The following is an 11,419-nucleotide window of genomic DNA, read 5'->3' as shown; positions in this document are numbered from 1 at the left end:
TGAGCCAGGATCAAACTCTCCAATAAAGTTAGTTTGTCTAGCATCTAAAATAAAAATTGACGTTTCACGTTGTTTGTTTCGTTCAGTTTTCAAAGAACTACTTGGTCGCTCGTTTGCGACTTCCTTATGTTAACATCTTCGTTAGTTAATGTCAACTAAGTTTTTCAATTTCTTTTTGTCGTTTTCTGCGTTTCCGCATCAGCGACGGTTATTAATTTAACATATACAAACTATTAACGTCAACACTTTTTAATAAAAAATTCTTTTTCTTACATAACGAATACATTCTTCTGTGTTAGCTACTCTCCGGAATAAACAGAAAATGATTTTATATCTTTCTTCCATGGCTTTTTTTACAACTTCATGAATACGCTCATCTTCAAAATCAAATAAAAGTTCCTCTAATTCTCTCTTCAATATGTATTCCATTTCTTTTCTCTCTTCTTTTGTCAACATCAGCCCAAGCAAACAATCACCTCAATAATTCCTTACGCAACAATAAACGTTCCGCTCATTTTCAATTATCACAATCCTATCATCCATTATATCCACTACTTACGATATTAATCCTTTGTTCTCTTTTTTATATTTCCAGCATATATGTAACTGAAAAGGATTGGACAAAGGGGCGTAATATTATGTTTTTCTTTTTTATTACGAGTAAGAGAAATTTTAAACACATTAGCTTAATAGTGATACTGTCCTTATTTACAGCATGGCTACTCTTTTTAAAAACATATTCACATGAATCTGCTTTTTCAACTGCTACAGGCCCTAAAGTAATTTACAAAGGAGACACCGCTAAAAAGCAAGTTGCATTTACGTTTGATATTAGTTGGGGAGACAAAAAAGCAATTCCAATCCTAGATACTCTTAAAGAAAAAGAAATTAAGAATGCAACCTTCTTCCTTTCTGCTGCATGGGCCGAAAGACACCCCGATATTGTAGAGCGAATCATGAAAGATGGACACGAAATCGGTAGTATGGGGTACAATTACACATCCTATACTTCTCTAGAGACAAATGAAATAAGACGAGACCTTTTACGAGCACAAGATGTTTTTACGAAACTTGGTGTAAAACAAGTCAAGCTGTTACGTCCACCTAGTGGCGAATTTAACAAAGCAACCCTTAAAATCGCAGAATCACTTGGATACACCGTCGTGCATTGGAGTAATAATTCAAACGATTGGAAAAACCCAGGTGTAAATAACATCGTTTCCACTGTCTCTAATAATTTGAAAGGTGGAGATATCGTCTTATTACACGCATCCGATTCTGCCCTTCAAACAAATAGAGCTTTACCGCTGCTCCTGCAAAAAATAAAAAGTGATGGATATGAGCAAATATCCGTTTCACAACTTATTTCCAACACAAGTACGAAAAGTGAAGATGTGAAGTAGCTTCTTCCCTACTACTCTTCACGCATAAAAAGCTCTACTACCTTTCAAGAAGGTGGTAGAGCTTTTTTAATCATACCATTTACAACATTATAACTGCTGTTGTATAAAACCTCTCTATTAAGCTGATTTACTTGTTTTTCCGATTAAACGATGTAATACAAGTAATTGATATGCATTACATAACAATAGCGGTATAACCATTAAATATAACCAATCTGTATCATTAATCCGAAGCGCCGGTACCCATTCAAGGATCGTTACAACAACCATAAAGAACAGAGCTGGCACAAATGCTTTTTTATTTGTTTCTTTACTTTTTACATAAGCAACAATTGCTCCAAACACAAATAACATTCCAGCAACAAGTATATTATTCCCTAACGAGACTTCCCCATTTGCAATAAGTACAGATCTTAAATACACAAAATCAAATAATACGAATGCAATAAAGAAGAGCTGGACTGCATTCCATAAAGAAGATGAGCGAAACATTCCTAGTCCAAAACGGTGGATTGTTAAATATGCAAAGAATCCCATTTGACTTATAACACTAAAAATAAATCCCACACCCATCAGCCAGAAAGATACTGCTAAAATCTCCTTACCGTCGAAATTTTGAAAAAATTTATTGTACTTGTCCCACTCCAAAACAAAACCAATAATAACTGTGCTCATCCCACCAAGAAACAACGTCGTTAAAAATAGTCGTACCCACTTGCGGCTATTCACAACACATCCCCCATTATCCTTATATTTCTAATTAAATTGTATCAATGACAATTTCAAAAAGCTAGCCATGTTCATGTATAAATTCCTTAAAGATATTTATATTAAAAAGAGAGAACTGTGCTGAAAGGAGTTCCAACTTATGAAACGGATGCTATTCATTTTCGTTTCTTCTTTTCTACTTATCGCACTTGCAGCATGCGCACAAGGAAAAGAAACGAAATCCGAACTAGATTACGATCAAACAAAGAAAATGATTGTTGATATTTTAAAAACAGATCAAGGTAAGAAAGCTATTCAAGATGTATTAACTGATGAAAAAATGAAACAAGCACTCATACTAGATGAAACAGTAGTAAAGAAAACGATTGAAGATGCCATGGTATCCGATAAAGGGCAACAATTCTGGGAAAAGCTCTTTAAAGATCCTGAGTTCTCATCAAAATTTGCTAAAAGTATGGGGAAAGAACAAACTCAATTAATGAAAACCTTATTAAAAGACCCTGAATACCAAGCAGGCGTTATAGAAATTATGAAAAATCCTGAAGTAGAAAAAATGATGTTACAAACAATGAAGAGTAAAGAATACCGTCAATATCTACAACAAGTACTAACAGAAACTGCTGAAAGTCCACTCTTCCAAGCCAAGATGATTGATATCATTAGTAAAGGTGTGCAAAAAGCTGAAAAAGGCGGATCTGGTAAGAAAGAAGCAGGCGGTGACGGTGGTTCTCAAGGCGACAAGAAGGGCGAACAGTAAAAAATAATAACTATAATAACGAGTGGACAATTTATATATTGTTCACTCGTTATTACTTTATCTTGCTATTAACAGACAAAATGGACCCCTCTAATTAAGCGAAAGGTTTACTAGTAACAAAAGCCTTATTGTTGTCAGTAACAGGTGAACCCCACTGATTAAAGTTTCACTTTATTTTTGTGTAACAGCTGTTTTATCAATTACTGTTTCAGCTATTTTACTATAAATAATGCCCGTTGTATGTGTATCTTCATATACTGAAGGAGCAAAGTCTTCTTTATTCCAATCGGGTTGTTGCAGTGGAATACGACCAAGAACATTCGTTTGTAATTCGGTAGCTAACTTATCTCCCCCGCCTTTTCCAAATACATATTCTTTCTCACCAGTTACCTTACTTTCAAAATATGCCATATTCTCAACAACACCAAGAATACTATGTTCAGTGCGCAATGCCATCGCTCCAGCACGCGCTGCTACAAACGCAGCTGTTGGATGAGGCGTCGTTACAATAATCTCTTTGCAAGATGGCAACATTGAGTGCACATCTAACGCAACATCACCTGTGCCTGGTGGCAAATCTAGTACTAAATAATCTAAATCGCCCCATTCTACTTCTGTGAAGAAGTGGTTTAACATTTTCCCAAGCATAGGTCCTCTCCAAATAACTGGTGCATTATCCTCTACAAAGAAGCCCATTGAGATTACCTTTACACCTAAACGTTCCACCGGAATTATCTTGTCACCTCTTACGATAGGACGTTTTTCTATCCCCATCATGTCTGGCACACTAAAACCGTAAATGTCCGCATCAATAATACCAACTTTTTTTCCTAAACGAGCTAAAGCAACTGCAAGATTAACGGAAACAGTTGATTTTCCCACGCCACCTTTCCCACTCGCTACTGCTAAGAATGTTGTTTTTGAATTAGGTGACAATAAAGATTCACTTTGCTCTTCTTCTTGTTCCGGTGCAAACTGAGCTAATTCCTCTTCTGTAAATTCTGCAAAACGAAGTCCAACTGTTGCTGCCCCAAGTTCTTTTACTAACTTTACAATTCCAGACTGCAACTGCATTTGTTCCGCTGTACCGGTTTTTACGATTGCAATTTTGACACTCACATGTTCCTTCTCTGGCTTGACTGTTACCTCTTTAATTGCACTTGTTTCTTTTAATGTTTTATGTAAAAACGGATCTACAATCCCTTCTAACGCTTCAACCACTTGCTCTTTCGTTACCATAATTAGCCCAGCCCCCTGTATGAAAAATAACGTAATGTTAATTGAATTTATCTCTGCTTATCCTTGAAATAAATGCGTTTACATTTCCAGTATAACATATTTTCCGAAAACTTCGTTAACGAGAGAAGCTCAAAAAAATCCTCCTTATTCTGGAGGATTTCCTTTTTCCGTGAAATAACGTAATATACCACGGTATATTGCAGCTGCTACCTTTTGCTGATATTTCTCTGAATTTAACATATACCTTTCGTTCACATTCGATAAAAAGCCAGCTTCAATTAAAGCACCTGGTGTTTTAGAATACTTTAATAAATATACATGCGAAATTGTCTTAGCAGAACGATTCGTGTTCTCTAAACTTGTTCTCAATTCAGCCTGTATAAATTTTGCAGCACGTTCATTTTCAATCGAAGAGCGGTAATAGAACGTTTGTGCGCCTTTCGATCCACTACTAGTTAAAGCATTTAAATGAATACTTGCAAAAAAGTCTACATCAGGTTTATTGATGATTTCTACACGTTTTTTTAAATCCTCTGCTTTACGTCTACTATATGACTTTGTATCTTTGTTAGCTAAATCATAATCTCCCTCACGCGTTAAAATAACTAGTGCACCTTGTTCTTGTAAATAGTCTTGTACCTTTTTTGTAATTTCAAGCGTAATATCCTTTTCTATAATATCCTTTCCACCAACAGCCCCTCCATCTGGTCCACCATGCCCAGCATCTAACACAATTACTTTCCCTGATAAGGGTAAATTCCAAGCTCGCCACGATTTTGTAATTTGAAATTCTTGCTTGACTAAAAAAAACAATACAACCGCAGCGAGTGCAAAAGAGATAATTCGAATTCTCTTCATACCTTTCCTCCTCCAGCTAGTCCCTCTAATTACTTATATGGGACAAGAGGAAAGTTTATGCTTGTCTTAATGAAGCTTTAATCGATATCTTCTTTCACCTTTTTCATACCCTTCTTGCCACCACAATCCTATAAACTGCTGACAAGATTCAAAAAGTAACTCCTCATCTTTCAACTTTATTTCTCGCATAGTCATACTCGTTAAAAATTGAAATAGCGTTTCAGTTAATTGTTGTTCTTCTTCTAAAGCTCTATATTTCACATCAAAAAACGATTCACCATAATAACCAAATTTACTGTATCTCGCTCCTAATAAATAAGATTCTATCCCTAATTCAATACAGTAATCTTCATACTGACGATGAAGCTCTTGCATTTGAAAGGCATCACGAATATTTGAACGCAATGTTTTTAATGATAATTCCCGCAACATCTTCCGCTCGTATTTTAACTGCTTTTCTTTTTGTTTTTCTTGTAAGCTGACAATGACATTCATAGTACATATAAACCTCCCTAATACGTATTAGTCTAAACTTCTAAAGAAGAAGCATACGCGTGGCGGGAGCACTAAAATATTCCAAGCTATAAAAATTGCAAAAGAGGAATGAAACATAAAAAACCCCAACCAAAATGGTTGGGGTTTGTAGTTCGCAAAAATTAACGTTTTGAGAACTGAGGTGCACGACGTGCGCCTTTAAGACCGTATTTTTTACGCTCTTTCATACGTGCGTCACGAGTTAATAGACCTGCACGTTTTAATGTTAGACGGTATTCTGGATCAGCTTTTAATAAAGCGCGAGAAATACCGTGACGAATAGCACCAGCTTGACCAGTGTATCCACCACCATTTACGTTTACAAGTACATCGTAGTTACCTAAAGTTTCTGTTGCAACTAGAGGTTGTTTCACTACTTCACGTAATGCAGCAAATGGGATATAGTTTTCAAAATCACGACCGTTAATGATAACGCGTCCTTCGCCTGGAACTAGGCGTACGCGCGCTACTGAACTCTTACGACGTCCAGTGCCATAGTATTGAACCTGTGCCAAAGTAAGCCCTCCTTTAATTAATTATCCGCGAAGTTCGTAAACTTCTGGTTTTTGTGCTTGGTGTGGATGCTCTGCTCCAGCATACACGTTAAGTTTCTTAGAAACTTGACGGCCTAAGCGTCCTTTTGGAAGCATGCCTTTAATTGCAAGCTCTAACATTTGTACAGGGTAGTTTGTACGCATTTCAAGAGCTGTTCTTTGCTTAAGTCCACCTGGGTGGTTAGTGTGACGGTAGTAAATTTTATCGTTTAATTTATTACCTGTTAAATGAATTTTCTCAGCGTTAATAATAATTACATGATCACCCGTGTCAACGTGTGGTGTAAATGTAGGTTTGTTTTTACCACGTAAAATGGATGCTACTTCACTAGCAAGGCGACCTAAAGTTTGACCTTCAGCATCAACCACATACCATTTACGCTCAACTTCGTTAGCTTTTGCCATAAAAGTCGTACGCATGTGTTTCCCTCCTCGTTATCTTTTCCATAGAAAAAATCTATTGTTTATCTTAAACACGATTTCCTTCCGGGGCTAATCGTGGTTTTAGAAACAATACCATATGTTATGATATACTTTTGAGTTTCTAATGTCAAGCAAATGTTACACCAGGATTAGTTGTTATAGTTTACCTCCCATAAGTAAAGCCCATGACCTGGAGCCATCTTTCCAGCAAACTGACGATTTTGTTTCGCTAAAATCTCTGGAATGCTATCAGGATCAAGCTTTCCTTGCCCTACGCTAAGTAACGTACCAACAATAATTCTGACCATATTATATAAAAATCCATTACCTACAAAACGAAAAATTATTTCATCATTTTGTTCAATTAACTCGATTTCATAAATTGTTCGCACTTTATCTTTTTTGTCAGTTTTTGCCGAACAAAAAGAAGTGAAATCATGTGTTCCAATAAAATAAGGAATTGCTTTTCTTATAGAGTTGATTTCGAGCGGGTATGGATATTGATATACGTAATTTCTACGGAATACATCCGCAGTCTTTGATAATAATACACGATAACGATATTCTTTTTTCTCAACACCGTAACGTGCATGAAATTCTTCTGTTTTTTTCTCTACTTGCCTAATAACAATATCATCTGGCAACATTGTGTTTAAAGCATTAATCCATTGCCATTCTTCAAGAGACAAAGGAGTATCAAAGTGTATTACTTGTCCTTTTGCATGAACTGTAGAATCTGTTCTACCAGATGCCTGAACACGAACAAGTTCTCCCTTATGCAATTTCTGCAATGCTTTTTCTATCTCCTGTTGAACAGTACGATGGTTCGGCTGAATTTGATAACCACAAAAATGCATGCCATCATATGCAACCGTACATTTTATTCTATCCATTTCTCTATTCTCCATTACGATCGCACCCATGCCAAAATACAAGCTAAACAAAATAAGCTGACAATCGTTACTGTATCGCTTGTTTTCCAGCGTAGTTGCCTAAATTTAGTACGTCCTTCACCACTTTGATATCCACGAGCTTCCATCGCAATGGCTAAGTCCTCTGCACGCTTAAAAGCACTGATAAACAGAGGAACGAGCAGTGAAATAATAGCTTTCATTCTATCTTTTATCGGTCCCCCGGCAAAATCAATACCACGTGACGCTTGTGCTTTCATTATTTTACTCGTTTCATCCATTAATGTCGGGATAAAACGAAGAGAAATTGACATCATTAATGCGATTTCATGAACAGGAACCTTTATACGCTTCAACGGCTTTAATAACGTCTCCAAACCATCTGTAATTTCAATAGGTGTCGTCGTTAACGTTAATAATGTCGTCATTAAAATAATAACGAAGAATCGTACAGAAATGTATATCCCTTGCTCTAATCCTTTTTCATATATCGAAAACCAACCAAGCTGGAATAGTACATCCCCCTCTTTATTTGTAAAAATATGCAGGAAAAATGTAAAAAGAAAAATCCATAAAATTGGTTTTAAGCCCGAAAGTACATAACGAATCGGCACTTTTGCAAAAAATAAAGCAATGAGTGCATATAAAAATAAAAATCCATATGAAATCGCATTATTTGCTAAGAAAACAACAAATACATATAAAAAGACAATCAGCAGCTTCGTACGTGGATCAAGTTGATGAATAAGTGAATTCCCCGGGATATATCTCCCAATAATCAACTGCTGCATGATTCATGACCACCTTTTCGTAACACCTGCACAACTTCATGAGTAAGATCCTCTAAAGATAAGGTAGCCTTTGGAATTGAAATACCAAACTTCTCTTCAATTGCACGTTTATACTTTAATGACATAGGAAGATCCACACCAATTTTCTCTAGTTCATCAGCATGTGAAAATACTTCCTCTGCACTTCCTTGCAAAAAGACCGTTCCTTTATGCATAACTACAATCTGCTCCGCATACTGAGCAGCATCCTCCATATTATGCGTTACAAGGATGACTGTAAGACCCTTCTCCTTGTGCAGCTTATAAAACATCTCCATAAGTTCGTTCTGCCCTTTTGGATCTAGTCCTGCTGTAGGTTCATCTAATACAAGCACTTCAGGTTCCATTGCCAGTACACCCGCTATAGCAACACGTCTCATTTGTCCACCACTTAATTCGAACGGAGAACGTGCTAACAGTTCTGGTTCTAGCCCTACAAGTTCAATTGCCTTTCTAGCCTTTTGCCTTGCTTCGTCTACAGATACTCCAAAATTAGTAGGGCCGAAACAAATATCTTTCTCCACAGTCTCTTCAAACAACTGATGTTCTGGGAATTGAAAGACAACCCCTACTTTCTTACGTAGTGGCTTTAGCTTTTTTTCTTTCTTTCCTGCCGAAATCAAATGTTCACCAATTTGAACTGTACCATTTGTCGGCTGCAATAAACCATTTAAATGTTGAATCATCGTCGACTTTCCTGAACCAGTATGACCGATAATGGCATAATAGCCCCCACTTGGAAACGACACGTCTACATCATAAAGTGCGCGTCTTTCAAATGGAGTTTTATATTGATAACGATGTTCTACTTTTTGGAATGTAATCTCCAAAGTTCGTTCACCAAGCTTTCCATTGTAAGATGCGTATTTTGCAAGAGAATTTCATTTCTTTTTAATAATTCTGCTATTTTCACCGAAAACGGTACATCTAAGCCAATTTCTTGGAGCATATGAGAGGATTTGAAAATTTTTTCTGGAGTCCCTTCCTCTAATATTTCTCCCTTATTTAAAATAATGACACGATCTGACTGTGCCGCTTCTTCTAAATCGTGCGTAATTGATAACACGGTAATACCTTTTTGAGTAACAAGTTGTCTAACCGTTTCTACTACTTCACGTCTCCCTTGAGGGTCTAACATTGACGTTGCTTCATCTAATATTAAAATAGATGGTTGAAGTGCTAAAACGCCTGCTATTGCCACTCGCTGCTTTTGCCCACCAGATAAGGAATGAGGCTCATCATTAAGAAAATCTTCCATACGGACAAGTTGCAAGGCCTGTTCTAATCTTTCAATCATTTGTTCTCTTGGCATTCCGATATTCTCCAAGCCAAATACAACATCATCTTGCACTGTCGTTCCAACAAATTGATTATCTGGATTTTGAAATACCATTCCAATTTGTTTTCGAACATCCCATACCGTTTCCTCTGATAAAACCATTGTATCATTTACTGTAATAGTCCCTGCTTCTGGCAAAAACAAACCATTCAATAATTTTGCAAGTGTAGACTTTCCTGAACCGTTTTGACCAATAATAGATACCCATTCTCCCTCATATAAGGAAAATGAAACATCTTTTAATGCATAAGTGGCTGCCCCAGGATATTGAAATGATATATTTTCTATCCGAAGTTTCTCTTTTTTCAATAGAAGGCACCCTTTCCTTCGCCAAGTTAGCCTATTTTTATATTTAAAAAAAAGGGCCATGACCAGTTTCTTGAAAAGAACTGTCCTGCCCTTTTAATTATCATTATACTAACTCGATAATTACCATTGGTGCTGCGTCTCCGCGACGTGGACCAATTTTTGCAATACGAGTGTATCCGCCTTGGCGCTCAGCATAGCGTGGAGCTACATCAGCGAATAGTTTTTGAAGTGCATCTTGACCAGTCTCAGCGTTAGCTACTTCATTGCGAATGAAAGCTGCTGCTTGACGACGAGCATGAAGATCTCCGCGTTTACCTAAAGTGATCATTTTTTCCACTACAGAACGAAGTTCTTTTGCACGAGTTTCTGTCGTTTGGATGCGCTCGTTGATAATTAAATCAGTAGCTAAATCACGTAACATAGCTTTACGTTGCGCACTTGTACGGCCTAATTTTCTGTATGCCATTCGTAGTTCCCTCCTTTGTTGATGGGTTTAAATCCTCAGTCGTCTTTACGTAAACCTAAACCTAATTCCTCAAGTTTATGTTTAACTTCTTCTAAGGATTTACGTCCTAAGTTACGAACTTTCATCATATCTTCTTCTGTTTTGTTCGCAAGCTCTTGTACAGTATTAATTCCTGCACGTTTTAGGCAATTATAAGAACGAACAGAAAGGTCTAGTTCTTCGATAGTCATCTCAAGAACTTTCTCTTTTTGATCTTCTTCCTTCTCGACCATAATCTCAGCATTTTGTGCTTCATCAGTTAAACCAACAAAGATATTTAAATGCTCAGTTAAGATTTTGGCACCTAAAGAGATAGCTTCTTTTGGCCCGATGCTTCCATCCGTCCATACATCAAGCGTAAGCTTATCATAATTAGCCACTTGTCCGACACGTGTCTTTTCCACTTGGTAAGTCACACGTGATACTGGAGTATAAATAGAATCAATAGGAATTACTCCTATTGGTTGATCTTCGCTTTTATTTGCATCAGCTGGCGTATACCCACGGCCACGCTTTGCAGTTAAACGCACGCGGAAATGCGCATCTTTTGCTAACGTTGCAATGTGTAAATCTGGATTTAAGATTTCTACATCACTATCGTGAGTAATATCAGCAGCTGTGACAATACCTTCGCCCTGTACATCAATTTCCAACGTCTTCTCTTCTTCAGAGTAGATTTTAAGAGCTAACTTTTTCAAGTTTAAGATGATCGTCGTAACGTCTTCTACTACGCCCTCAACTGTTGAAAATTCATGTAATACGCCATCGATTTGGATAGCAGTAACAGCGGCACCAGGGAGTGAGGATAAAAGAATACGACGTAAGGAGTTACCCAAAGTAGTACCATATCCACGCTCAAGCGGTTCAATTACGAATTTACCATATTTAGCATCTTCGTTAAGTTCAACCGTTTCGATTTTCGGCTTTTCGATTTCAATCATTAACTAAACCCTCCTTCAAAACGTCGAAACCCCGGTTAAACAAAGGTATAACCCCTGTCTAACCGAAAGTCCCCCTTAGGCAGTTCC

15 protein-coding genes are annotated in these 11,419 nt (G+C 37.1%); 2 read left to right on the top strand and 13 right to left on the bottom strand.

The window, feature by feature from the left end:
• Positions 1 to 249: 249 nt before the first annotated feature.
• Positions 250 to 468: a hypothetical protein gene (locus ACTFP3_RS28405; protein WP_000901147.1), complete on the bottom strand. Its 219-nt coding sequence runs from the start codon at positions 466 to 468 to the stop codon at positions 250 to 252.
• Positions 469 to 638: 170 nt separating this feature from the next.
• On the opposite strand from ACTFP3_RS28405, the gene pdaB reads away from it, so the two are divergent.
• Positions 639 to 1,403 carry a polysaccharide deacetylase family sporulation protein PdaB gene (gene pdaB, locus ACTFP3_RS28400; protein WP_000464703.1) on the top strand — a complete coding sequence of 255 codons (765 nt, stop codon included), beginning with the start codon at positions 639 to 641 and terminating at the stop codon, positions 1,401 to 1,403.
• Between the two features lie 117 nt (positions 1,404 to 1,520).
• Here pdaB and kbaA read toward each other — a convergent pair whose 3' ends face one another.
• Positions 1,521 to 2,132 (bottom strand): KinB signaling pathway activation protein KbaA, encoded by a 612-nt coding sequence (gene kbaA, locus ACTFP3_RS28395; protein WP_001088534.1) that lies wholly within the window; start codon positions 2,130 to 2,132, stop codon positions 1,521 to 1,523.
• Between the two features lie 139 nt (positions 2,133 to 2,271).
• Between kbaA and gerD the strand changes: the two genes are divergently transcribed.
• Positions 2,272 to 2,889: a spore germination lipoprotein GerD gene (gene gerD / locus ACTFP3_RS28390; RefSeq protein WP_440011928.1), complete on the top strand. Its 618-nt coding sequence runs from the start codon at positions 2,272 to 2,274 to the stop codon at positions 2,887 to 2,889.
• A 171-nt stretch (positions 2,890 to 3,060) separates the two neighbouring features.
• Here the strand turns inward: gerD and ACTFP3_RS28385 are convergent, their stop codons facing one another.
• From ACTFP3_RS28385 to ACTFP3_RS28335, 11 genes are all read right to left on the bottom strand, one after another.
• Positions 3,061 to 4,128 (bottom strand): Mrp/NBP35 family ATP-binding protein, encoded by a 1,068-nt coding sequence (locus ACTFP3_RS28385; RefSeq protein WP_000256628.1) that lies wholly within the window; start codon positions 4,126 to 4,128, stop codon positions 3,061 to 3,063.
• Between the two features lie 144 nt (positions 4,129 to 4,272).
• Positions 4,273 to 4,986 (bottom strand): N-acetylmuramoyl-L-alanine amidase CwlD, encoded by a 714-nt coding sequence (gene cwlD / locus ACTFP3_RS28380; RefSeq protein WP_000822439.1) that lies wholly within the window; start codon positions 4,984 to 4,986, stop codon positions 4,273 to 4,275.
• Between the two features lie 66 nt (positions 4,987 to 5,052).
• Positions 5,053 to 5,481: a DUF2521 family protein gene (locus ACTFP3_RS28375; RefSeq protein WP_001101005.1), complete on the bottom strand. Its 429-nt coding sequence runs from the start codon at positions 5,479 to 5,481 to the stop codon at positions 5,053 to 5,055.
• Between the two features lie 161 nt (positions 5,482 to 5,642).
• Positions 5,643 to 6,035 carry a 30S ribosomal protein S9 gene (rpsI, locus tag ACTFP3_RS28370; RefSeq protein WP_000079986.1) on the bottom strand — a complete coding sequence of 131 codons (393 nt, stop codon included), beginning with the start codon at positions 6,033 to 6,035 and terminating at the stop codon, positions 5,643 to 5,645.
• A gap of 21 nt (positions 6,036 to 6,056) precedes the next feature.
• On the bottom strand, positions 6,057 to 6,494 hold the full coding sequence (rplM, locus tag ACTFP3_RS28365; RefSeq protein ID WP_001260793.1) for a 50S ribosomal protein L13: 438 nt from the start codon (positions 6,492 to 6,494) through the stop codon (positions 6,057 to 6,059).
• 152 nt (positions 6,495 to 6,646) lie between these two features.
• A complete protein-coding gene (gene truA / locus ACTFP3_RS28360) occupies positions 6,647 to 7,390 on the bottom strand; it encodes a tRNA pseudouridine(38-40) synthase TruA (RefSeq protein WP_002098927.1) in 744 nt (247 codons plus the stop codon).
• 14 nt (positions 7,391 to 7,404) lie between these two features.
• A complete protein-coding gene (locus ACTFP3_RS28355; protein ID WP_001186526.1) occupies positions 7,405 to 8,199 on the bottom strand; it encodes an energy-coupling factor transporter transmembrane component T family protein in 795 nt (264 codons plus the stop codon).
• The gene (locus ACTFP3_RS28350; RefSeq protein WP_000406533.1) at positions 8,187 to 9,068 is read right to left on the bottom strand and encodes an energy-coupling factor ABC transporter ATP-binding protein; all 882 of its coding nucleotides are present in this window, start codon (positions 9,066 to 9,068) and stop codon (positions 8,187 to 8,189) included. The genes ACTFP3_RS28355 and ACTFP3_RS28350 overlap by 13 nt, the downstream gene beginning before the upstream one ends.
• Positions 9,044 to 9,886 (bottom strand): energy-coupling factor ABC transporter ATP-binding protein, encoded by an 843-nt coding sequence (locus ACTFP3_RS28345; protein WP_000711757.1) that lies wholly within the window; start codon positions 9,884 to 9,886, stop codon positions 9,044 to 9,046. The genes ACTFP3_RS28350 and ACTFP3_RS28345 overlap by 25 nt, the downstream gene beginning before the upstream one ends.
• 103 nt (positions 9,887 to 9,989) lie before the next feature.
• On the bottom strand, positions 9,990 to 10,352 hold the full coding sequence (gene rplQ, locus ACTFP3_RS28340) for a 50S ribosomal protein L17 (RefSeq protein WP_000331490.1): 363 nt from the start codon (positions 10,350 to 10,352) through the stop codon (positions 9,990 to 9,992).
• A 35-nt stretch (positions 10,353 to 10,387) separates the two neighbouring features.
• Positions 10,388 to 11,332, bottom strand: coding sequence for a DNA-directed RNA polymerase subunit alpha (locus ACTFP3_RS28335; RefSeq protein ID WP_000569643.1), 945 nt, complete (start codon positions 11,330 to 11,332; stop codon positions 10,388 to 10,390).
• Positions 11,333 to 11,419: the final 87 nt, after the last annotated feature.

Origin of the sequence: Bacillus cereus group sp. MYBK5-2 (assembly GCF_051915685.1) — a bacterium.
GTDB classification, from domain to species: Bacteria; Bacillota; Bacilli; order Bacillales; family Bacillaceae_G; genus Bacillus_A; species Bacillus_A cereus.
This window is presented reverse-complemented; position numbering and strand designations above follow the sequence as displayed.